The organism is Maridesulfovibrio sp., from assembly GCF_963678865.1.
Lineage (GTDB): Bacteria > Desulfobacterota > Desulfovibrionia > Desulfovibrionales > Desulfovibrionaceae > Maridesulfovibrio.
The window spans coordinates 3501201-3524250 of the sequence record NZ_OY787459.1 but is presented as its reverse complement, the minus strand read 5'-3'; the positions used below and the strand labels follow the sequence as shown (position 1 = coordinate 3524250).

Genomic DNA, 23050 nt, shown 5'->3' with positions numbered 1-23050 from the left:
TTTTATATGGGATGCCTCCGGCGGCCCTGCCGGGGGCTTTAAACCCTTTTTGTAAAAATGGGTTTAAGAATCCCAAAAACTTTTATTGGGGCTTCGCCGATTCTATGACAGGGCATCATTGGGCTGGACGGTCGAAGCTGAGGTTAACTATTTTATTGAGTTATGACCGCAAGGGCCTCCCTCAATTTATCTTTATCTTTTCTACCCGGTTCAGACTCAACGCCGGAATTAAGATCAACCCCGTACGGTTTGGCTGTGTCCAGTGCCTCTTTTAAATTATCGGCGGAAAGGCCTCCCGCCAAAAGCCATGGAACCGGAATAGTAACATCTTTAAAGACATCGAATTCCATGGAAACACCATGTCCTCCGCCGGACTTTCCAGCATCAAAAAGCATGTAGGTACAGTGTGGAGCGAAGCGGTCAATCTCCGCCTGCAACTCTTTTACCGAATCGTATTTCTGGGGCCAGAAGACTTTGATAACCCGTTCCCTGCCCACGGCCTTGCAGAATTCTTCATTCTGCCCGCCGTGCAATTGGGCAAAATCAAGATCGCCGTTTTTCAAGGTCTCAATCACTTGCGCCGCACTCTGCTTGACAAATACGCCGACTTTCTTTGCTGAAGCAGGCTTAATTGATCGGGCAAAATCCGTATCCACATTGCGCGGACTGGAAGGGTGAAAGATGAACCCCAGAAAATCAACGTCCTGCTCTTCACACATGGCTGCATCTTCTGCAGATGTCATCCCGCAAACCTTGACCAGCAGGCTCATGATTTACCTCCAGCAACCAGAGCTGCAAGTTTGGCCTGCGGGTCCGGACTGGACATGATGGAGGTTCCGATGAGCACAGTATCATACCCAAGGCCATTCATCTGTGAGCAGTCTTCCGGTTCGCTGATTCCGCTGGCGCAGATCCAAATCTCACCTTCGTCCTTCTGCTTGATGAATTCAATTGAACGGTTCATGTCGATGCCAAGGGTATCGAGATCGCGGTTGTTGATCTGGATAATCTTCGCACCGGCTTTCTTTGCCCGGATAAGATCAGCTTCATCAAAAGCTTCAACTACTGCATCCAGCCCTGCGGCATGAGTGCTCTCGATCATTTCTTTAAGGTAACCGTCATCCTCGAACATACGGACGATGATCAGCAAAGCTGAAGCCGGAGTTGCCAAGGTCTGCTCAACCTGCATCAGATCGGTCAGGAAATCCTTGCGCAGCATAGGAAGTCCGCTGGGTTTGATCTCATCAAGATAACCCAGATTTCCTTTGAAGTACTCCTCTTCGGTGAGCACGGAAATAGCCGAAGCTCCTCCGGCAGCATACATTCCGGCAACATCCGCAGCACTTAAACCCAGATTGATGTCACCCTTTGAAGGAGAAGCACGCTTATACTCGGCAATGACCTTCAGCCCGGAATCGTCACGGCGGATTGCATCGGCAAAAGAAAGACGTTTACCGGCGTAAGGAGTAAACTTTTTTCCCTCTTCCTGCATCTGCTGGAGCATATCCAGCTCGGCCTGTTTTGCTTTTCTGAATTTATCCAGCATGGCCTAGTATTCCTTGTCCACGCCCATGGCGACCTTGCTCTTCGCTTTTTCCATGCCTTCTTCTAAAGAGATACCATCCATGATGGATATGGACGCGCCGAGGTTAAGTGCCACCATATCAAGCATGGCTTGCGGAGCCTGCCCGGCCAGAACCTTACGGATAGCTGCCAGAGCCTCTGCTCGGTTCTGCACCGCCACATCTTCAGGCTTGGCTGTTGCAAATCCATAATCAGCAGGATCAATCTTAACTTCAGTCAGTTCACCGTTCTCCACCAAAATGGCATCGTTCACACCGAACGGGGTCAATTCGTCAAAATTGCCAGCCCCATGCACAACGTAAGCCTTCTCCACATTGGTCAAAGCCAGTACTTCTGCCATAAGGCGCATAATCTCCGGCCTGCCCACGCCTAATATCTGATGGGTGGGACGGGCGGGGTTCAACAGGGGGCCCATGAGGTTAAACAGGGTAGGAATTCCCAATTCCTTACGGATTGGAGCAATTTTTCCAAAGGCCGGATGGTAATTGGGGGCAAACAGGAACACAAATTTATTCTCAATCAACACATCACGTGCTTCGTTTACAGTCGTGCCCAGCGAAACGCCCAGATCTTCAAGAACATCAGCTGAACCGCAGGAAGAAGATACAGCCCGGTTGCCGTGCTTGGTAACCAGATAGCCCATATCCGCAAGATAAAGAGCCACTGCTGTTGAGCAGTTAAAGCTGTTGGTCCCGTCACCGCCGGTGCCGCAGGTATCAATACATGGACTGTTGATACCCTTGATAAGCTTGGCTTCACGCAAAGCCGCACGAACTCCCGCTGCTACTTCCACAGCCTTTTCGCCCTTACTGCGCAACCCCATGAGCAATGCGCCCGCCTGAGCATGAGTCATTTCTCCGGAAAAAAGTTCCTCAAAAACAGCATCTGCCAGTTCTGTTGTAAGGTCCTGACCTGCACACAGAGCAGTCAGGGCTTCGCTTATTATCTGTGACATGTGTATTTCCTTCTATATATTGATGATAGAGTTAAATATTACCGTCCAAAAAATTCTCAAGCAATTTCGGTCCATCAGGAGTCAGAATAGACTCGGGATGAAACTGCACCCCTGTCCATGGGCGGTCTTTGTAACGCAAGCCCATGACCTCATCCTGATCGGTCCATGCAGTCAGCTCCAGCTTATCAGGAGCTTCATCTACGTTTACCACCAGAGAGTGGTAACGGCAGACATTGAACGGATTGTCCAATCCAGTAAAAAGGCCATCACCGTTATGGTAAACATCCGAAGTCTTGCCGTGCATTATCCGTCCGGCCCGGACCACGGAAGCCCCTGCAAAATGACCTAAGGTCTGGTGTCCGAGGCAGACCCCCAGTACCGGGATTTCTTTGGGAAGCCGAGAAAGGAACTCAAGGGAATAACCTGCATTCTCCGGGTTGCTCGGTCCGGGAGAGAGGCAGACCCGCTCCAGCTTGCCGGATTCGGCCAACTCGAGGATTTCCTCACGGTCATTACGCAGCACCAGCGGGTCGGCTCCCAACTGCTGGAACGCCTGCACCAGATTGAAAGTAAACGAATCAAAATTATCCACGAGTAAAAACATCACCGCCCTCCGACTGCAGGATTTCCTTAAGCACCCTTGCCTTGTTGTTACATTCTTTCCATTCCATTTCAGGATCAGAATCATACACGATTCCGGCCCCGGCCTGCCAATGGCACTTTCCGTCACGAATCCACATGGAGCGGATGGTGATTCCGGTATCAAGATTAACGGAATCCTTGTCCAGACCGATAAACCCTATGCAGCCGCCGTATGGCCCGCGCGGGACTTCTTCAATTTCGGCGATGATTTCCATGGCCCTGATCTTCGGGGCACCGGAAAGAGTCCCGGCCGGGAAAGTGGACTGCAGCACGTCGATGGCATCATGATCATCACGCAGATCCGCCTCCACATAGGAAGTGATGTGCATGACATGGCTGAAGTATTCGATCTGCTTGAACTTTTCCACGCTCACGGAACCTGCCTTGGCAATACGTCCAAGGTCGTTCCTACCGAGATCAACAAGCATTACGTGTTCGGCAATTTCCTTGGGGTCTGCAAGCAACTCTTCAGCAAACTTGCGGTCTCCGGCAGCATCCTTGCCGCGTGGACGGGTTCCGGCGATGGGCCGTACTTCCAGCCTTCCCTTATCGCAGCGGGCCATCAATTCCGGGGAAGAACCGAGCAGGATTTCCTCCCGGCTGAACTTCATGTAAAACATGAATGGAGAGGGGTTGGCCTGCCGCAAGCGACGGTACAGATCAAAGGAATCTCCACTGAAAGGAGCGGAAAAACGGGTGGAAAGAACCACCTGAATGCACTCACCCTCGGCAATGAGTTCCTTCACCTTTTTAACCCCTTCCATATATTTTTCCTTACCCGGCACGGCAACAGGATCACCAACCTTGGTTGGTTCACAGGTTGCACCGAAAACAGGAGGAGTAAACTCAGGGGCATCATCTTTATCCAGAGACAGAAAGCAACAACTGTGCTTGAGATGATCAAACAGAACCACCCTACCGGGCAGGGCCAAACGGACCTCTGCGTCATCAGCGGGCAGCTTGTCTTTCAACTTAGGCTCCAGCATGCCGGCTATTCCGTATCCCAATGTGCCGTAAAGCCCACGGGTAAGGGCAGGCAGATCGCCAACTTCTGGCTGGGCCTTCAAATGCAGGGCTTTCATGACTGCACGCATACCATCCAGAAAATCCATTCCCGAATAGCTCGCCAGTCCGGCCAACCTTGAGTCAGCACACTCCACGGACAGCTTGCCGCGCACAGGCGATAGCTTGAGCCTGAAATCCCAGGCAATCAGACTGTAACGCCCCAGCCTGCCATCAACTTCAGCACTTTCCAATAGAATACCCGGAGCATCGCCCACAAGCCCGAGATACAGGCTGATCGGGGTCTGCGTATCAGCAGGCAACCATTTGCCATACTGGGTAAGTTCAATCTTCATCGTAAAATTCTCCGTTTTAATTATGTGCTTAATGCCTCCGGCGGCCTTCCGGGAGCCAAAGAACATTTATAGCAAGTACTCATACCAATTTTATATATCAAAAAAAAAGACCGCGTTCCGGGAGAACGCGGTCTTATCTTTTTTAGATGCACTTCTCCCTAGGTATTACTTTCACGCCACCACCAAGAAGCACGGTCTGCAAGCAGATCCATGTCACCTGCTGCTGCGAGGGAGAGAAAAGAACGGAATAGGCGAGTTGCTTCCTGACTATACTGATTTGCATCGGTAATAGTTCCGAAAAGATCGCTGTCCTGAGTGACCATCTTGCGCGCGGACTCAAGCCTGCGCTTGAAAGACGGGGTTACAAATTTCTTGATATTGGGAATTTCCCGTGAACAGGCCAGAAAAGCAATTGTGGAACTGAAATTCAGGGCCTGAATCATGGCCATAGCCTTGTCGTGTTCCTCAACGGAAGACTCGAAAGCACCGAAATTCAGACGCTCAAAAAAGTCCTTTACCGCCAGCAGAGCAGAACGGTCTTCTTCTCGTTCAGCGACAAGAGCCACGGTTGGGTTGAAATCAGTAGGAATCACCGGTCCGAACAGAGGATGAGTCCCCACAACAGGGCCATTGTAGGCACGGATCATCTGCTGAACCGGACGCCCTTTAACCGAGCCCACGTCTGAAAGGATCGCGCCCTTTTTCATATGCGGAATAACAACGGGCAGAACATCATCCATAACTGTTACCGGGATGCACAGGATCACCAGATCGGTATCCGGCAGACGCCGGGCCATCTTTTCCTGATCAAGAGGCGTGTCAAAACGGTAGACCATCATACCTGCCCGTTCGGCAGTGAGCGCGAGGAAGCCCCCCATCTGTCCACGGGACCCGACGATGGCTACGCTATGAATTTTATTAAACTCGCACTCCATGACTAACAACCATTTCCTTTTTTAACTTTTTCCCATTCATCCCAGAAACCGGGGAAGGATTTGGCTACACAGCCCGGCTCTTCGGGGATTGATTCAATGCCTGCCAGAGCAAAAATAGCAGTACACATGGCAAGGCGGTGATCATCATAGGTAGTGAAGACAATACGTTCACCTTTCTTGAGCGGTGCCGGGAATATGGTGATGGAATCATCTGTGATCTCAGCCTTACCGCCCGCACGCATGACCTCGGCAGCACTGGCTTCCAAGCGGTCACATTCCTTGATACGCAGGTGGGCCACATTGGTGATCGTGGTAGGGCTGTCCGCAAAAGCGGCGACCATTGCCACAGTGGGGACGAGATCAGGACATTTACTCATATCCACTTCCACACCGTGAAGATTGGAAGGGTACACTGTTACGCTGTGTTCGTCACTCTCAATTTTTGCCCCCATTGATTCAAGGATGTACATGATTGCCTTGTCACCCTGAAGGGAATTTACGTTCATTCCGTCAATCTTAACAGGATTGTTACCTACAGCTCCGGCAGCAAGGAAATAGGAAGCGTTGGACCAATCTCCTTCCACCCTGTATTCGTCACGCTCGAACTTTGAAGGTTCGACCACAAAACGGATTTCACCAGGAACGACCTTTTCGACTTTTCTCCAATCGGTCTTTTTCCACATACCGTTTTTTCTGATCTGGACTTGAAACTTGATTCTGAAATCTTCCATGACGTTCAAAGTCAGGGCAACGTAAGGCCATGATACTGCTTTTTTTCCCACTACATTAATTATAGTAGTCTCGTCAGCCAGCGGGGCTCCGAGAAGCAGACCGGAAATATACTGACTGGATTCCTCAAGAGAGATATCCATTTCCTTACCTTTGAAGCCGCCCGCTTCAAGAGTCACCGGCGGATAACCCTCTTTGTCGGAAAAAGTAACCTTGGTTCCCTGTGATTCCAGCGCGCTGGTCAAAGCCCCGATGGGACGGTCATGCATGCGCGGGGTTCCCTGCACCCGGAAAAGGCCTTTGCCGGCTCCGGCAAGAGCAGTGATTAAACGACAGGTAGTGCCGGAATCACGCATTTCCAGAATAGCAGGTTCCTTCTCGCCGCCCTTGGGTCCTCCGTCCATTCCGGTAACAGTGGTTGCTGTGCCGTCAATATTGAACTTGGCTCCCATGGTGGCAAGGCAATCCATAGTCCGGTTGATGTCATTACTGTCCAGAGGATCGAGAACAACAGTATTCCCTTCGGACAAAGCCCCGGCGATCAAAGCCCTGTGAGACAGGGATTTAGAAGATGGAGCTTTAATTACAATTACATTCTCAGAAGTCATTTTATATATTCCCGGCTTATAAGGCCTGATGATAATCTTTATTCAAAGCGGCTAAGCCTAATAAAAAATTTTGAAGGAGTGGTGGCTGAGGAGAGAAACTCTTTCCAAAAGTTACCCTCCTTAGCCGACTGCGGCATTAAGCCTTAAAACTTGCTGCCGTCCTGTGCGCCAGCCGGATAGCAGCCAAGTATTTTAAAAGTAAGGCAGCGACCCTTGAGGTCTTCAATTAATGATGCATGTTCATCGGCTCCAAGATCGCCCTGCAGGTCGACAAAAAACATGTACTTCCACTTCTCGCCGAGAGCGGGCCGAGACTCCAGCTTGGTCATGTTGATATCATGACCGGAAAGCTCGTTGAGAACTTCCACCAGCGCACCGGGTCTGTCCGGGGTGGTGAACAGCAGCGAAGTCTTGTCGCGCTTATCTTCCTGTCCGGGTCTGGGGCCGATGATCAAGAATCTGGTCCAGTTATCGGGCAGATCCTCAATGGCTTCGGCAGCAACATGCAGGCCGAAGAGATTTGCGAGCTTTACGTGACCAACTGCGGCTATAGGACCATCGTTTTCAGCAACCATCTGAGCGGCCTTGGCAGTTGATTCCACAGACACGAGCTCTGCACCGGGCATGTTGGCACGCAACCACCCTGTGCATTGCTCAAGTGCCTTGGAGTGTGAGTAGACCGTTTTGATCTCGCTGATGTCGGTACCCTTGGTCATCAGTCCGTGGCTGATGCGATGATACAGCTCGGCCTGAATGAAAACCGGGTAACGCATGAAGAGATCAACGTTCTGCCCGACCGTTCCCTTGAGCGAATTTTCAAGGGGGATAATGCCGAGATCGGCTTCGCCCTTGGAAACGGCCACAAAAATATTCTCAAAATTATTCTTGGGAATCAGGTCGGCCTGACGCCCCATATGCTGCAGTCCGGCAAAATATGAAAATGTCCCTTCGGGGCCTAGATAGACCACACGCTCAGGCCTTTGCAGCCTGCGGGAAGAAGAAATAATTTCGCGATAAATTGCTTCAAGGTGCTCAGGCGGGAGAGTTCCGGGATTGCGCTTGATAAGGCCGCGCAGTACTTCCTGTTCCCGGAAAGGCTTGAAAATCTGATCAGATGATCCGGCCTTGATTGCTCCGACTGCCAGAGATGCAGCGGCACGCTTGTTGAGAAGCTCAAGAATCTCACTGTCGAGGGAATCGATTTCCACCCGCAGATCGCCAAGATTTTTTGTGCTGGACTGTGACATTTTATTATTAATCCTCTGAAATTTCTTCTTTGATTCGCATTCCGAAATGGCGTCCCGCTTCATCAATACGGCAAAGAACTTCATCGCCTTCTTTCAGTGTTACCACACTGACAGGCTCACCGGCACCGCTGACAACTCTGATGGTTTCCGCATTCTGGAGGAAAACCTTGCCGGAAATCGGTCCCTCGGGAGTCTGGACCTCGGCGGTAATCAGCAGCATGGGTCGCACTTCAAGCTTGCTGCGTCCGACCACAGCCACAGAAGTCTCTCCGCTTTTATCCACGACCAGCACCTCGGAACCGGAACGCAGCTCTTCGAGATAAATGGTCTTATCACCGGGCTGGATAGCGTAAGCATGGACAGCTCCGGCATTCACTCGAAACGGACGCGCAGCAACGTACGGGTTGGATTCAGTTTCAGCATGCACGAGAAAGGTAAAGGCTGAAGAATTTCCGGTCAGAATGCCCTGCCCCTTCTTGAGCTTGGAAGTGGTATCCACGCAGACCCGGTGGGCCAGCCCTGCGGATTCAATCTTGGTGACTGTTGCTTTTTGTAAATCCATCTTGCCCTGCGAGAGTTTCAGTTCAGCTACGATTTGTTTAAGATCTGCGGCACCTTCGGGAGTAACCACGATTGAATCGGCACCGCGTTCCATTACACTGGCAGCCAACCGAGCCCGTTCAAGCGACTCGGCTTCGAGAGCAAGGGCATCAATCTGGGCCAGCAGGTTTTCGACCGGGATAATTTCCCAGCCGGCGGCAAGGCAGACATCTTTGCCTTTTTTGTCAAGATCAACAGCGACAGCTTCATCAGCCTTTTCGTTAATGGCTACGCACGGCATGTCATCGGGAGTGATTACTGTTACGCGCCCAAGGGATTCGATGGTTTCCTTATCTTCAGGTGAGGTGAGGATTGCATCCACACCGGACTCCAGAGCAAGACTGACCAGTTTTTTATCGAAAGGGATCGCTTTAAAAATAATTTTTTTCATTTTCGTATTCCTGAATTCAACTATTCGCCGATATGCGCGAGAGCGGTATCTACAGTTTCATCATTGTGAACAATCATGTGCAGGGCTTCCATCAACTTAACGCGGTTTTCATGCTGAAAAACATTACGGCCGACAGAAAGACCGGCACCGCCAGCTTCAATGGAATCGGAAACCATCTGCAGAAAATCGCGGGTGGAATCGAGCTTGGGTCCTCCGGCAATAACAACCGGAATACAGCAGCCTTCGACTACGGTTTTGAAAGATTCAATGTCGCCGGTGTAAGGGACTTTTACAATATCAGCACCCAGTTCTTCGCCTGCGCGGGCGCAGAGGGCCACGACTTCGGGATCAAATTCGTCTTTGACTTTCGGGCCGCGGGCGTAAACCATAGCCAGCACCGGAACACCCCAGTTGGTAGCAGAGGATGCAACTTCACCGAGATCGGAAAGCATCTGGGATTCGGCTTCGTCGCCAAGATTGACATGAACGGAAACAGCATCTGCACCGAGACGAAGTGCATCTTCAACAGTACCGACTAGAGTTTTTTTATTAGGGAGGGGGGAAAGACAGGTTGAGGCGGAGAGATGAACGATGAGACCGATATCGCCGCCTTCTTCACGATGGGAGCAGCGGACAAGGCCTTTATGCATGAGCACGGCATTGGCTCCGCCTTTGACCATATCGTTAACAGCCCGCCGCATTGAACGAAGTCCTTTCAACGGGCCGACGCTGACACCGTGGTCCATGGGAACAACAATAGTCCGGCCTGTATTGCGGTTAATGATCCGCTCCATTCTTACGCTTTTTCCGATCTGCATTTTAATTTCTCCTGAAGTTTGCCTCTAGTTCTCCAAGATCCGCTTCCCTTTTTGGCGACCCGTAAAAAAAAAGGGCCGCCGGCGATTCTTCGCCTGCGGCCCTTTCGTAGAGGTCGTTTGCTATGTTCTCTTTTTACTTTTTGTACAAGCAAACCTCCACCCGACCACAAGCGTGGGAGCACCAAAAATAAAAAAAGTAAAAAAAGTATGAACGGCTAGCGCCAAGGGTGTTGAAAGTTTGCATGACTATTTACTAACCGCGTCCCGAAAAAAATGTCAACAACTTTATTTATTTTTTTATCATCATTAATATAATATGAACCATTTGTAATTTCACCCCACGCCATACGATTCTTGAAAAATCAAACTTTACCTTTTTGTAATTTACACCACACCTCAATACGACAAAAAAGTTCAAAAATACATTTTTGTAATCCACATTTTTGAGTTAATTAAAAAAAACACAGCTATTTCAGTATGTTAAACTTTTGGCACGGTCCATGCTTTAGGAAAAACATCCTTGAAGCAATCAACACCCCTAAGGAGGACTGTATGACTATTAAACGTTCAATGGTAGGCCGCAAAATTCCGGCCCTCGCAACTCTCATGCTCCTGGCGGCACCTTCCGCAGCTTTCGCAGCTGAAGAAGCCATGTCCCAGACTCACGCCAACATTCTCTGGACCCTTCTCGCGGCTATCCTCGTATTTTTTATGCAGGCAGGATTTGCATGCGTTGAAGCAGGATTCACCCGTGCCAAGAGTGCAGGTAACATCCTGATGAAAAACTTTCTCGACTTTGCAGCCGGGTCAATCATCTTTTTCCTTTTAGGATTCGGCCTTATGTTCGGCATAGACGCCGGCGGGTTCGTTGGAACCACCGGGTTCTCACTTGCCGGAACCGGACTTACCGATCCCGACGCTCAGTGGACTATTACTTTCTGGTTCTTCCAGTCTGTATTCGCAGCCACCGCAGCCACAATCGTATCCGGCGGTATTGCCGAGCGTACTAAATTCAGCAGCTATATTCTCGTAACCTGTCTTGTTACCGGGCTTATCTATCCTGTCTCCGGTCACTGGGCATGGGGCTCCCTCTGGCTCGGCGACTCCGGCGCCGGCTGGCTTGAAGGCCTCGGTTTCATGGACTTCGCAGGCTCCACTGTTGTTCACTCCGTAGGTGGCTGGATTGCACTGGCCGGTGCCATGATCCTCGGCCCCCGTATCGGCAAATACACTGCTGACGGCAAAGCAAAAGCTATCCCCGGTCACAACATTCCGCTGGCATCCCTCGGTGTTTTCATCCTCTGGTTCGGCTGGTTCGGTTTTAACCCCGGCTCCACCACCACTGCTGACGGCTCCATCGGTCTCATCGCTGTGACCACAAGCCTCTCTGCATGTGCAGGTACCCTCGGCGCAATGTTCACCTCATGGTTCAAATACGGCAAGCCTGATATCTCCATGACCTGTAACGGCGCGCTGGCAGGCCTGGTAGGTATCACCGCTCCCTGTGCAACTGTAACCCCTGCAGCTTCCATCATCATCGGTCTCATTGCAGGTATACTGGTAGTTCTCTCTATCGAATTCATTGATAAAATACTCAAAATCGACGACCCGGTCGGTGCTGTCTCCGTACACGGTGTATGCGGTGCCTGGGGAACTCTGGCTTGCGGACTGTTCACCTCTCCCGCACTTAACGATGGCGCAGGCGGCCTCTTCTACGGCGGCGGGTTCGCACTGCTTATCCCTCAGATCATCGGTATCGCAGTCTGCTTTGTCTGGGCATTCGGCATGGGCTACCTTGCTTTCAGCATCGCCAAGGCTGTAATGGGCGTCAGGGTTACCGCGGAAGAAGAAATGAAAGGCCTCGACATCAGCGAACACGGCATGGAGTCCTACAACGGTTTCCAGATCTTCTCCAACGAATAATCCAACTATCACAAAGAGAGGAATAATATAATGAAACTCATCATCACATATATCAGGCCCGAATGCCTTACTCCGGTAAAGCAGGCCCTCTACGCCAAAGGCATCTACTCCATGTCGGTAACTAACATCCTCGGATCAGGCCGAGGAGCCGGATTCACTGAAACATACCGCGGTGTTGTAATGGAAGTTAACCTGCTCAAAAAAGTCCGCATCGAAATCGGACTGGACGAAGCCAAACTGGAAGGAGCGCTGGAAGCCATTAAAACCGGCGCCCAGACAGGCAAAGAAGGTGACGGTGTCATCTTTGTTCAGGACCTGAACCAGACCATCAGGATCAGAACAGGCGAAGAATCACTCTAAAGAAACACTCACATAGCAACTCTAACCCCAATTAGTGTACAGCAGGCCGGGTTTTTCATCGGCAGTTAAGCCCGGTCCCGGTTCGATGCCCACCTCCATCGAACCCCAACGGCCGGAAGGGACTTCCCACCCTTTCGGCCGCTTTTATTTGGCAAAACAGAACAAAGCGACTGCAGTTATGAATACTACATTTGATTTTACCATCCACGAACTTATCGATAACGATTGTCTGACAACAGTTCTGCAGCCGCTCATTTCCATGAACCGTAAAGGATTGATTGGTTTTGAAGCGCTGATCCGTGCAACCAATCCCCGTACTGGCGAGAATATTTCTCCGGTAACCCTGTTCAGCATGTGTAAAGACATAAGCACTCTGGCCAAGCTGGACCGGGCCTGCCGCAAAAAAGCCTTTGAAACATTCGCTCCCATTTCGAAAAATGACCGTTCACTGCTTTTGTCCGTAAATATTGACGCTGCCATCATCAATGAAGAAACTTTCAACTACGGTCTGACACTGAAAATGGCTAAGGAATGCTCCATCCCCACCGGAAACATCATCCTTGAAATAATAGAATCCAAGGCAGGATGCGAAATCGCCCTTACCGCATTTGTAAAAAAATCCCGTAAACACGGTTTTCTTATTGCCCTTGATGACGTGGGGACAGGACATTCAAATCTAGACCGGATTCCCTCACTCAAGCCGGATATAATCAAAATCGACCGTTCCCTCATCACCGATATAAATAAAAAATTTCATAATATGGAAGTAACCCGTTCACTGATCAACCTTGCCGAAAGGACCGGCTGCCTTCCGCTGGCGGAAGGAGTTGAAACAGTAGAAGAAGCCCTGACCCTGATGAGCATGGGCATCGATGTTTTTCAGGGCTTTTTCTTCAGCAGACCGGCTCCGGCAACTTTGGCCGTTAATCCGGACATGACCCCTGTCAGCTTTTTAGCCTCACGTTTCAAAACCCATGTTCTTGAAAAACTGAACCACAAGAAAATAATGGAAAAGAGCTACAGGCGAATGGCTGACAAACTTCGTGAAGCCCTCATGGACGGAATCCCCGCTAATGCGGACTCAGCGCTTTCGGCATTCATAACGGAAAATACCAACATCGAATGTGCCTATATCCTTGACACCAACGGGATTCAGATTTCCGGAACCATCTGTAATCCATTCAAGCTCAAGGAAAGCAGACGCCTCATCTACCAGCCGGCCCCGATCGGTGCAGACCATTCCCTGAAGGAATACTACCTGACCATCAAGACCGGCAACAAATGGCACACGACCGCCCCATACATATCACTTGCTTCCGGCAACAACTGTGTCACAGTTTCCAACAAAATGTATGACACCCCCAAATCCCCTATCCTCTGCATTGATATCAGCACATAATCAAAAGGACCGCATGGTTGTAACTGTAAAGTCAGTTGCAACCATGCGGTGTTTGGCATATCTTTCCTGCCTTATTAGATTAAAAGGACAGGAAAAATGAATAAAGATACTCACGATGGAATAATATATGCTGCAGCCGCCTTCATTATGTGGGGACTCCTGCCCGTCTATTGGAAAGCCCTTGAAGAGGTTCCGGCTCTGGAGCTTCTCTGCAACAGAATTGTCTGGTCGCTTTTTTTCGTAGGGATTTTACTTTCCTGCAAAAAACGCTGGGCGGAAGTCAGGTCTGCACTTGCAGACAAAAAGGGCAAGATCCTGCTCAGCACAAGCAGCATTCTCATCGGCATCAACTGGTTCGTTTATATATGGGCAGTCAACCATAGCCATGTGGTGGACACCAGCATGGGATACTACATGACTCCACTTATGAATGCCCTGCTGGGCTTCATTTTCATGAAAGAAAGGCTGAGCAGGATGCAGGCTGCTGCCATCACGCTTGCAACATGCGGCGTCATCTATTCTATAATTGATTACGGACACGTTCCTTATATAGCATTGACTCTGGCTGTATCTTTCGCTTTTTACGGACTGGTCCGCAAAGTTATGAAGGTGGAATCCCTGCCGGGCCTTTTTGTAGAGACAGCTGTACTTGCACCTGCCTCCGCAGGATACCTTATCTGGCTGGCTTTTTCAGGCGAAATAAGTATACATAAAATAGGATTATTGGATAACATCCTGTTGCTTGGAGCAGGAGCAGCGACTTCGCTGCCTCTCATCTTTTTCGCCCATGGAGCGCGCAGGCTGAGGCTGGTTACACTGGGAATGATGCAGTATATCGCCCCCACCCTCGCTCTGATGCTCGGAGTTTTCGTATTCGGCGAACCGTTTAATTTCGCGAGACTGGTAACCTTCGCCTTCATATGGAGCGGAATTGCAATCTATATTGCCGATGGGCTGAGTAAAAATCTCAAAGCAGTGTCGAACCTCAGCAATTAACCGTAATGATTTAAGCTGAAAAAACAGAAATAATATGCTGGAAAATTCAGCCCGGAGCATAATTTGAATCTCTCAGACAAGACAAAATTCTTCTTCAGCAGATGGATTCCTCTCAAGCTGATTATTCCCCTGATCACAATTCTGGGAGTTGCCAGCTACCTCTGCATCAGGCTGGACACCATGTCCATCCACGATCAGGAGAGGATCTTCAATGAGCAACAAGCCATGCAGGCAAGACTTGTTGCTACCGCTCTGGAAGACAAGCTGGACAGTCTGATTGACAAATCTGCTACACTGGCAAAATATTCTCTGGTTGATTTCATTACCGGAAAACGTTCAGCTGAATCCATTAAACGTCTGTTCAAAATTAAACAAAATAATCTCTCCTCACTCTTTCTGCTGAGCTTTCATACCTCTCCCCACAAAGAGCCGCTGACTTCTGAAATCAATTCACCGAAACTGATGCAGGCCCAGTACTTAGCAAAGGCCTGGGCTGAAAAATATTTCTCCGCTGTTTCCGGCATGCGCACCGGTTTCATTACCCCAAAACCGGTTATTAATGAGAAAGTGCGTCTGGCCGGGCTGGTCATGCCGGTCTTGAGTAACGACCAATTTGCCGGAATGTTAACTGTTGTTATTGATCTGGACAAGCTCACCGATAAATACATAGCACCGCTGCAGCTTGGTAAATTCGGCTCCGGGTACATTGTTGACGGTTCCGGGACTGTTGTTTTCGACCAGGAAACACAGATACTGGGCAAAAACATCTTTGATCTTCACAAAGGCTATCAGGAGCTGGTCAAAATAGACTCCCGTATGTTGCACGAATTATACGGGACAGGGGAATACTCGTTTACTGTAACCCGCGACAAATATGTTGAACGCAAACTGGTTGCCTGGCACACAGCCAAACTTGGTGAAATGAGGCTTATTGTTGCTATTTCAGCTCCGGAAACAGATGCCACGAGTTCCATGGCATCAGCACGGGCGATACGTGCCGCAATGCTGGTCTTTATACTACTGCTTTTTTTCGCAATAGTTTTCTTTTATTACCACCACAGAGCCCAGCAAATCCTTATTCACCGGAACAGAGAACTGCGAAACAAGGATAATTTGTTTGAAGCAATTGCCGGTAATGCACCGGGGATTATCTATAAATGCGACGTAAGCTACCCCTATGAAATGCATTATATCAGTTCCAAAGTTTCCAAGGTTACTGGATACGATGCAGCAGACTTCATGAAAGGCGGCAAAAGCATGTATTATGATCTCGTCCACCCGGATGACCGTACAGGACTGATAAATGAGATCAGCACGGCTCTGGGCAGCAACCGCTCTTTTGAATACGAATACCGTATAATCTGCAGTGACGGTAATGAACGCTGGGTTTATGAAAAAGGAACCCAACTTCCGGAAGAAGGAGGTCTGGTCGGATTCATACTTGATATTACGGACCGCAAAAACGAAGAGAAAGCTCTGCGTCAGGCGGAAGAAGACTACAGCGCACTGATAACCGCTGCACCGCTGGGAATCTTCCAAAGCACCCCGCAGGGGAAATTTATCAGTGTCAACAGCCAGATGGCTTCATATTACGGATACGATTCCCCTGAAAAATTCATTAAAGACATCTCGAACATTTCAAAAGACTGTTACGTTGTCTCAGGAGAAAGGAACCGGCTTTTAACCATCCTTGACAAATTCGGTCACACAGACAACTTCGAGTCCAGACACAAACGCAGGGACGGAACCACTTTCTGGGCCAGCGAATCCATCATGGCCATCAAGGATCAAGACGGCAATATTATGCGTATAGATGGATTTCTCATGGATATCTCCGAACGCAAGGAGCATGAGGAAACTATGCGCCGTCTGGCTATGTTCGACAACCTGACCGGATTACCGAACCGGGTTCTCTTTGACGACCGCCTCAGACAGGCTCTTTCACACGCAAACCGCAACCGTCTGAAAGTTGCAATACTCTACGCCGACCTTGATAATTTCAAACAGGTCAATGATGAATTGGGGCACATGGCCGGAGACTCCGTACTCAAAGAAATTTCCGGAAGATTCAGCGACTGCCTGCGTACCAGCGACACCCTCTCGCGCATCGGCGGCGATGAATTCATCTTTATCCTGCAGGACGTGGGAACACACAATGAAATCGAAGTGGTTGCCCAACGCATCATCGATTCCATGCGTGCGCCCTTTTATTTAGGTGAAAAAGTCTACAGAATAGGAGTCAGCATCGGCATCAGTGTCTTCCCGGACCACAGTGAGGATAAGGACCGACTGATCCGCATTGCCGATGAAGCCATGTACAAGGCCAAAAGCCGGGGCAAAAACGGATTCTCGTTTTAAGCTGAATACAGATTTCACAAAAAAGGGATATTTCCTGTTACTGACTGGGTAAACAAAGATTTCATATAGTTATATTGACCCCCTATGACGATATGTTAAAACATACACACGGGGTGATACTGTGCCGCCTTTTATCCGGTACTTTCTCCCCCGTAGAAACAAATTAGAATTCTTTGGAGAAAGAAATGAAATTCCGTAATGAGCACGATTGTATTGGCCCAAAGGAAGTTCCGGAAGACGCCCTCTACGGAGCCCAAACCATGCGGGCATCCGAAAATTTCCGCATCACCGGGATACCCATTTCCCATTACCCGCATATCATTTATTCACTGGCCCAGATCAAAAAAGCCGCAGCACTGACCAACAATGAGCTGGGTAAACTTGATGATGAAAAGACAAAAGCTATTGTCTTTGCCTGCGAAGAGCTGCTGGCCGACAAGTACCATGATCAATTTGTTGTAGACATCATTCAGGGCGGAGCCGGAACATCTACCAACATGAACGCCAACGAGGTCATCGCCAACATCGGGCTTGAACATTTAGGCTTCAAACGCGGTGAATACGACAATCTGCACCCCAACATCCACGTCAACATGGCCCAGTCCACCAATGACGTGTACCCCACCTGCCTAAGGCTGAGCCTGCTTGCCAAGATGGACCAGCTCATTGAATCCATGGAGTACCTGCAGGAAAGTTTTGCAGCAAAGGGCAAGGAATTTTCCCATATCCTGAAAATGGGCCGCACCCAGCTGCAGGATGCAGTGCCCATGACTCTTGGGCAGGAATTCACTTCCTACGGGGTCATGGTCGGGGAAGATATTGAACGGGTACGTGAAGCAAAGGCCCTGATATGTGAAATCAACATGGGCGGAACAGCCATCGGCACCGGATTAAACGCACCGCCCAAATATGCCCAGATTGTCACTGAGAAGCTTAAAGAAATCAGCGGATTCGATCTTGAGCTGGCCCCGGATCTTGTAGAAGCCACTCAGGATACCGGAGCCTATGTGCAACTCTCCGGCGTACTCAAACGCGTGGCCGTTAAAATTTCCAAAATATGCAATGACCTGCGTCTGCTCTCTTCAGGACCGAGGTGCGGGCTCAATGAAATCAACCTGCCGCGCATGGCTCCGGGTTCTTCAATCATGCCCGGCAAGGTCAACCCCATCATCCCGGAAGTGGTCAACCAGATTGCCTTCACGGTCATCGGCAGCGATGTAACCGTCAGCATGGCCGCCGAAGCAGGACAGCTGGAGCTTAACGTCATGGAACCGGTAATCTCCGCCAGCCTGCTAAATTCCCTGACAATTATGCGCCGGGGTTTTCGCACTCTGGCCGACCGCTGCATCTCCGGAATAACCGCCAATGAAGATGTCTGCCGCGGTTATGTGGAAAACAGCATCGGACTGGTTACCGCACTCAATCCTTACATCGGTTACGAAAAATCAACCGAAGTCGCAAACGAGGCCCTCAAGTCTGGACGCTCGGTGTATGACATTGTCATTGAGAAAGGCTACATGTCCAAAGAAGATCTGGATAAAGCACTTTCACCTGAGGCCATGGTCCACACCCATCCCCTGAGCCTAATTGAAACCAACAAGTAAAAATACCATAAAGCCCGCAAAGCTTCTGCTCTGCGGGCTTTTTTTTCAACTGATATTCAACAGGAGATACGAATAATGCAGGAAAAACAAGCATCCACCCTGTCCATGATGTTCGTTGTTGTCGGGAACATGCTCGGTGCCGGCATTCTCGCCCTGCCTGTAAACCTCTGCGCAGCAGGATTTTATCCCTCCATCGCCGCCACACTGCTCATGTGGGTGCTCATGACCTACACCGCCCTGATTTACTCGGAGCAGAAAAGCCTGACCACCAGTGAAAATGCCGATTTACCGACATTCTTCCATGACGAACTGGGTAATGCCGGAAAATGGGTAACCATTGTCGCCAACCTGATCATTCTTTACGGCGTCCTCGTTGCATATCTCTGCGGCATTTCCGCCATCATCATGAGCCTGCAGACTACACTTTCCAAGCCGGTAGTCATGTTCCTATATTTTTTGATGGTGACCGGAATGACCTCTTTCGGCATGAAGTTGATGGAAAAATGCACCCTCTATATGGTAATTGCAATGTGGATTACTTTCGGGGCTCTGGTTTTCATGGTCGTTCCCGACGTAAGCGCAGTCAACCTCGAAAAATTTGACTGGACATATATTCCGGCTGGACTGCCGGTGCTGCTTATGGCCTTTCATTTCCATAACATCATTCCCAGCATATGTCGTTCGCTGGGCCATGACCGTACAAAAATCCGCACCGCCATAATCGGCGGCACCACCATCGGACTGGTCATGAATCTGGCATGGCTTCTGGTGGTTCTCGGCGCAGTGCCGCTTTCCAATCCTGAAACCCATATCGACCTGATTACCGCCTTCGGCAAAAACGACCCGGCAACAATTCCGCTGGAACAACTGCTCCAGACCCCCGCATTTACATATGCAGCTCTCATTTTCGCCGTTGCAGCCATCTCCACATCATTCATGGCTAACGGAACCGCGCTTATGAGTTTTATGCGCGATCTTGCATCAAGCAATTTCGGCATTGAGAATAGAATCGTTATCTGGAGCCTGTCGTTCATTCCCCCACTGCTGGTCGGACTGGTCTATCCCGATATTTTCCTTATTGCGATCAACCTCGTCGGCGGAGTGGGCGAATGCATTATCTTCGGCATCCTTCCCGGACTGATTGTCTGGAAATATTCCCCAGAGGGTTCCATACGAAAATATTCAGGCATGGTGCTCATTGTCTGTTTCGCCGCAGTACTGCTCATTGAACTGGGGCAGGAATTCGGCCTGCTGCATATCAGCCCGGATGTTGAATACTGGACCCATCAAACCAGATAGATATCTTCGGGACTTATACAGATCCAGTTCAACCATACACTTAAGACTAGAGCAGAATGCTCCTGCATGACTTCTATAAATACAACAAAAAAGCGGGGGATGATCTGAGATCATCCCCCGTTTTTTAAAACTCGGTCTTACTGTTCACTTTCCATTCCCCGTATTCTTTTTTCAAATGAAACAGGGCATTTTCCGTAATCTGGTGCGACTGCATATCGTAAATGACGGTATAATCACCTTTAACCCAAAGCTCCACTTGTGTAGGAGTCAAGGTACGAATACTGAAACGCAATCCGGAAGTGGATACCACCGCACTCTTGTATTTATCGAGCACCTTTCGTTTCTCAAGCATTGCCCGGAAATTTTCAAAGGTGGAACTTTCTAACAAAAATTTATCCTGAGTATACATGCGCGGATACTCTTCATTCATGGTGACAAAATTGGTATAAAATTTATCGAAAAAGACCTTCATTTCATCGAGCACGGCCTGCTTCTTCTCAAGCGCACTCATCTTCTCATAAAGTACTTTTTTCTCTTCCACGCTCATTTTACGAGGTTTGACAATTACCGCCTCCCCGCTGGCAACTCCTGTTACATTTGCCTTTTTTGAAGCCGTAACAGCTGCCACCTCTTCCGGGGTTATACGATGGTACTTGATATATACCTCGGCAAATCCGGCATGTTTCACATCCTTCTGCTTATAAACAGAATTAATATTCAAACCGAGACTGTTGGTAGGAAACTTACGAATTCTGGGCTGCTGTTTCTGGTCTGAATCCACAAGGGTAAACTCCTGCCGCTGCCCGCCGGAAAATGAAACTGAAACATCCTTGATACGGGCGACCTTACCCACTTTGCTGCCCTCCCCGCCGTTCACAATCTGCACTGAATCCACGATAACCTGTGCCGGGAAAAAAAAGTGCAGCCACTCTCCTGTTCCGCTGCCTCCACTATTTTCTATCCAACCGGTAGTGGCATTACCGTCGGTGAGATATTTACCATCAAAAATAGTCTCGGACTCCATGGGAACAAAAGAAGAAGTCCGCACATGAAAAGGCTGAGCCATAACCATGGAAGGGGAAATCAATAAACAAATAAGAAAAACAAGCTTGCGCAACATAAGATAAATCTCCGGTAATAAAGGCCGGCTGGGGATAGCTAATTAAGAAACCGTTGCTTTTATAGCGAAATGAGAACCAACTGAAAACACAAAAGGCCCGCCTTCAAAATGAAAGCGGGCCGAAAAGACAGTCAAACTATATATTGACTACCAGCGGGGGCGAGGTGCGCGGGGCTTCGCTTCGTTAACCTTAAGGTTACGGCCGCCGAAGTCTTTACCATCCAGATTGTCGATAGCATCCATTGCGCCAGCGTCTTCCATTTCAACAAAACCGAAACCACGGGGACGACCGGTTTCTCTGTCTTCGATGAGTTTAACAGATACAACTTCACCGTAAGCTTCGAAAGCAGCGCGGACTTCGTCTTCAGTTGCAGACCAGGGCAGGTTACCGACATAGATGTTCTTGGACATTAAAAATTCTCCTAAAAAATGTAAAAAACTTTCACGCAAATGCGTCAGGTACAAAAAAAGGGCAGCGCACAAGATGCGTACACTGCTCCTTGATATACCTGTTCGAACTAAAACCAACTTCCTTCGCAGAGGCCGCTGGCGACTGAATACACTGTTTGACTACTTCCCTATAAAAGTCAAGGGAAATATTTCAAAAATAAATTATTTCCATATAAACAATCTCAGCGTCGATAAAAAAACTGCTGATTATACTTTAGAAAAACGTGATGGACGGCGGCGTTTTCTTGAAGGCCGACCTGTTTTGCGTTTTACACCTTCATCATCACTGTTCTTGGAGCTGCCGGGTTTACGCTTATTGACGGGGCGGGAATCACGCCTTTCATCTGAATGTTTTGCAGGTCCGCTCCCCGGTTTGCGTCTACCGCCTTGCTTGCGGCCTTCCCCTGCATTACGGGCATCATCAACACTGCCGGCTTCAGCAGGTTTGCGGCCTCTCCCCGGCTTACGGCCCCCCTCAGGTTTGCGAGCTGCGGCGGGTTTGCGGCTGTACCCTTTATCTGTATCAGGATGGGTGTTGGGTTTATCGTAATCAAAATCTTCCAGAGTGCGGTGCTCAATGGGATAGCCAACAGCTTTTTCAATCTCGCGCATCAGACGCAGATCATCGCGGGTAACGAAAGTAAAAGCACTGCCGCTGCGCCCTGCCCGTCCGGTCCTGCCTATGCGATGGGTATAAGTCTCGGCGGTATCGGGAATATCGAGGTTGATAACATGGGTTATGCGGTCGCAATCAATACCGCGCGCGGCAATATCGGTTGCCACCATAACTTTGAATGTCCCGTCCCGAAATCCGTCCAAGGAACGCTGCCGCTGGTTCTGGCTCATATTCCCCTGCAGAAATGTTGCCTTATGCCCACGAGCAACCAATCTGCGGGAAAGATTCTTAGCCTTGTGCTTGGTTCTGGTAAAAATGAGCAGGCTGTCATAATCAGTTTCAGCAAGTACCTTGAACAACAGGCCGTTCTTCAAATGCTGACTGACCGGATAAAATGCATGCTCCACAGTCTTGGCCGGAGCAGTATTCGCCACCTGCACCGTTGCCGGGCGATAAAGAATTTTATCCGCAAGGTCGCGGATATCATTGGGCATGGTCGCAGAAAAAAGTAAATTCTGGCGACGTTTGGGCAATTTGGACATGATCCTGCGGATATCCGGCAGGAAGCCCATATCCAGCATGCGGTCGGCCTCGTCCAGCACAAGGGTGTCCACCATATCAAGTTTGATTACATCCTGATTCATCAAGTCCAGCAAACGTCCGGGACAGGCAACAACAATGGAAGAGCGCCGTGCCGCCTGAATCTGGGGCATGGCACCCACTCCGCCGAAAACAGCGGAACTTCTAATTCCAGCCTCTACGCCAAGCTCCATAAAATTCTCATGAATCTGCAAGGCAAGCTCGCGGGTCGGTGCGAGTACGAGCACTCGGATCGGTCCCTGACCGGAAATTTTGTTCTCCAGCAACCGCTGCATTATGGGCAGTGCAAAGGCTGCTGTTTTACCGGTTCCGGTCTGGGCCAACCCCATTACATCGCGCCCTTTGAGCACTTCGGGGATGGCTTTTTCCTGAATGGGGGTCGGCTTTTCATAGCCGCAAGCATTGATTCCGGCCAGAATACGCCGGTCAAAAGAAAATTGTTTAAAACTCACAAATAT

Annotated in this window: 20 protein-coding genes; 7 read left to right on the top strand and 13 right to left on the bottom strand. The window is 49.5% G+C overall.

Going from position 1 to position 23050, the window contains the following annotated elements; all coding sequences use genetic code 11:
* Positions 1 to 152: 152 nt before the first annotated feature.
* The 10 genes from ACKU41_RS16160 to ACKU41_RS16115 all read right to left on the bottom strand — a co-directional run bounded on the left by ACKU41_RS16160 (position 153) and on the right by ACKU41_RS16115 (position 9867).
* Complete coding sequence (locus ACKU41_RS16160; protein WP_321402245.1) at positions 153 to 770, bottom strand: phosphoribosylanthranilate isomerase; 618 nt, start codon at positions 768 to 770, stop codon at positions 153 to 155.
* Entirely contained in the window at positions 767 to 1546 is a 780-nt protein-coding gene (locus tag ACKU41_RS16155; RefSeq protein ID WP_321402243.1) for an indole-3-glycerol-phosphate synthase, read from the bottom strand. The genes ACKU41_RS16160 and ACKU41_RS16155 overlap by 4 nt, the downstream gene beginning before the upstream one ends.
* Positions 1547 to 1549: 3 nt before the next feature.
* Positions 1550 to 2539: an anthranilate phosphoribosyltransferase gene (gene trpD / locus ACKU41_RS16150; RefSeq protein WP_321402241.1), complete on the bottom strand. Its 990-nt coding sequence runs from the start codon at positions 2537 to 2539 to the stop codon at positions 1550 to 1552.
* A gap of 31 nt (positions 2540 to 2570) precedes the next feature.
* The gene (locus ACKU41_RS16145; RefSeq protein WP_321402239.1) at positions 2571 to 3143 is read right to left on the bottom strand and encodes an aminodeoxychorismate/anthranilate synthase component II; all 573 of its coding nucleotides are present in this window, start codon (positions 3141 to 3143) and stop codon (positions 2571 to 2573) included.
* Positions 3124 to 4539 carry an anthranilate synthase component I family protein gene (locus ACKU41_RS16140; RefSeq protein WP_319778555.1) on the bottom strand — a complete coding sequence of 472 codons (1416 nt, stop codon included), beginning with the start codon at positions 4537 to 4539 and terminating at the stop codon, positions 3124 to 3126. Before ACKU41_RS16140 ends, ACKU41_RS16145 begins: the two co-directional genes overlap by 20 nt.
* A 158-nt stretch (positions 4540 to 4697) precedes the next feature.
* On the bottom strand, positions 4698 to 5474 hold the full coding sequence (locus ACKU41_RS16135) for a prephenate dehydrogenase/arogenate dehydrogenase family protein (protein ID WP_319778554.1): 777 nt from the start codon (positions 5472 to 5474) through the stop codon (positions 4698 to 4700).
* Between the two features lie 2 nt (positions 5475 to 5476).
* Positions 5477 to 6811, bottom strand: a complete 1335-nt coding sequence (gene aroA, locus ACKU41_RS16130; protein ID WP_319778553.1) for a 3-phosphoshikimate 1-carboxyvinyltransferase — start codon at positions 6809 to 6811, stop codon at positions 5477 to 5479.
* 143 nt (positions 6812 to 6954) lie between these two features.
* Positions 6955 to 8058, bottom strand: coding sequence for a prephenate dehydratase (gene pheA, locus ACKU41_RS16125; RefSeq protein ID WP_321402234.1), 1104 nt, complete (start codon positions 8056 to 8058; stop codon positions 6955 to 6957).
* Between the two features lie 7 nt (positions 8059 to 8065).
* Entirely contained in the window at positions 8066 to 9049 is a 984-nt protein-coding gene (locus ACKU41_RS16120; RefSeq protein ID WP_319778551.1) for a 3-dehydroquinate synthase II family protein, read from the bottom strand.
* 20 nt (positions 9050 to 9069) lie between these two features.
* Complete coding sequence (locus tag ACKU41_RS16115; protein WP_321402231.1) at positions 9070 to 9867, bottom strand: 2-amino-3,7-dideoxy-D-threo-hept-6-ulosonate synthase; 798 nt, start codon at positions 9865 to 9867, stop codon at positions 9070 to 9072.
* A gap of 552 nt (positions 9868 to 10419) precedes the next feature.
* On the opposite strand from ACKU41_RS16115, the gene ACKU41_RS16110 reads away from it, so the two are divergent.
* The 7 genes from ACKU41_RS16110 (at position 10420) to ACKU41_RS16080 (ending at position 19806) form a co-directional block, all read left to right on the top strand.
* Positions 10420 to 11790: an ammonium transporter gene (locus ACKU41_RS16110; protein WP_319778549.1), complete on the top strand. Its 1371-nt coding sequence runs from the start codon at positions 10420 to 10422 to the stop codon at positions 11788 to 11790.
* Positions 11791 to 11820: 30 nt separating this feature from the next.
* The gene (locus tag ACKU41_RS16105; RefSeq protein ID WP_319778548.1) at positions 11821 to 12150 is read left to right on the top strand and encodes a P-II family nitrogen regulator; all 330 of its coding nucleotides are present in this window, start codon (positions 11821 to 11823) and stop codon (positions 12148 to 12150) included.
* Between the two features lie 178 nt (positions 12151 to 12328).
* Positions 12329 to 13549 carry an EAL domain-containing protein gene (locus tag ACKU41_RS16100; RefSeq protein WP_319778546.1) on the top strand — a complete coding sequence of 407 codons (1221 nt, stop codon included), beginning with the start codon at positions 12329 to 12331 and terminating at the stop codon, positions 13547 to 13549.
* A gap of 96 nt (positions 13550 to 13645) precedes the next feature.
* Complete coding sequence (rarD, locus tag ACKU41_RS16095; protein WP_321402228.1) at positions 13646 to 14545, top strand: EamA family transporter RarD; 900 nt, start codon at positions 13646 to 13648, stop codon at positions 14543 to 14545.
* 63 nt (positions 14546 to 14608) lie between these two features.
* Complete coding sequence (locus tag ACKU41_RS16090) at positions 14609 to 16903, top strand: GGDEF domain-containing protein (protein WP_321402226.1); 2295 nt, start codon at positions 14609 to 14611, stop codon at positions 16901 to 16903.
* 185 nt (positions 16904 to 17088) lie between these two features.
* On the top strand, positions 17089 to 18507 hold the full coding sequence (gene aspA / locus ACKU41_RS16085; RefSeq protein ID WP_319778542.1) for an aspartate ammonia-lyase: 1419 nt from the start codon (positions 17089 to 17091) through the stop codon (positions 18505 to 18507).
* Between the two features lie 75 nt (positions 18508 to 18582).
* The gene (locus ACKU41_RS16080) at positions 18583 to 19806 is read left to right on the top strand and encodes an aromatic amino acid transport family protein (protein ID WP_321402224.1); all 1224 of its coding nucleotides are present in this window, start codon (positions 18583 to 18585) and stop codon (positions 19804 to 19806) included.
* A 124-nt stretch (positions 19807 to 19930) separates the two neighbouring features.
* Here the strand turns inward: ACKU41_RS16080 and ACKU41_RS16075 are convergent, their stop codons facing one another.
* The 3 genes from ACKU41_RS16075 to ACKU41_RS16065 all read right to left on the bottom strand — a co-directional run bounded on the left by ACKU41_RS16075 (position 19931) and on the right by ACKU41_RS16065 (position 23044).
* On the bottom strand, positions 19931 to 20926 hold the full coding sequence (locus ACKU41_RS16075) for an NADase-type glycan-binding domain-containing protein (protein ID WP_321402222.1): 996 nt from the start codon (positions 20924 to 20926) through the stop codon (positions 19931 to 19933).
* 147 nt (positions 20927 to 21073) lie between these two features.
* Positions 21074 to 21337 carry an RNA-binding protein gene (locus tag ACKU41_RS16070; protein WP_319778537.1) on the bottom strand — a complete coding sequence of 88 codons (264 nt, stop codon included), beginning with the start codon at positions 21335 to 21337 and terminating at the stop codon, positions 21074 to 21076.
* Positions 21338 to 21583: 246 nt separating this feature from the next.
* Positions 21584 to 23044, bottom strand: coding sequence for a DEAD/DEAH box helicase (locus ACKU41_RS16065; protein WP_321402219.1), 1461 nt, complete (start codon positions 23042 to 23044; stop codon positions 21584 to 21586).
* Between the last annotated feature and the right edge of the window lie 6 nt (positions 23045 to 23050).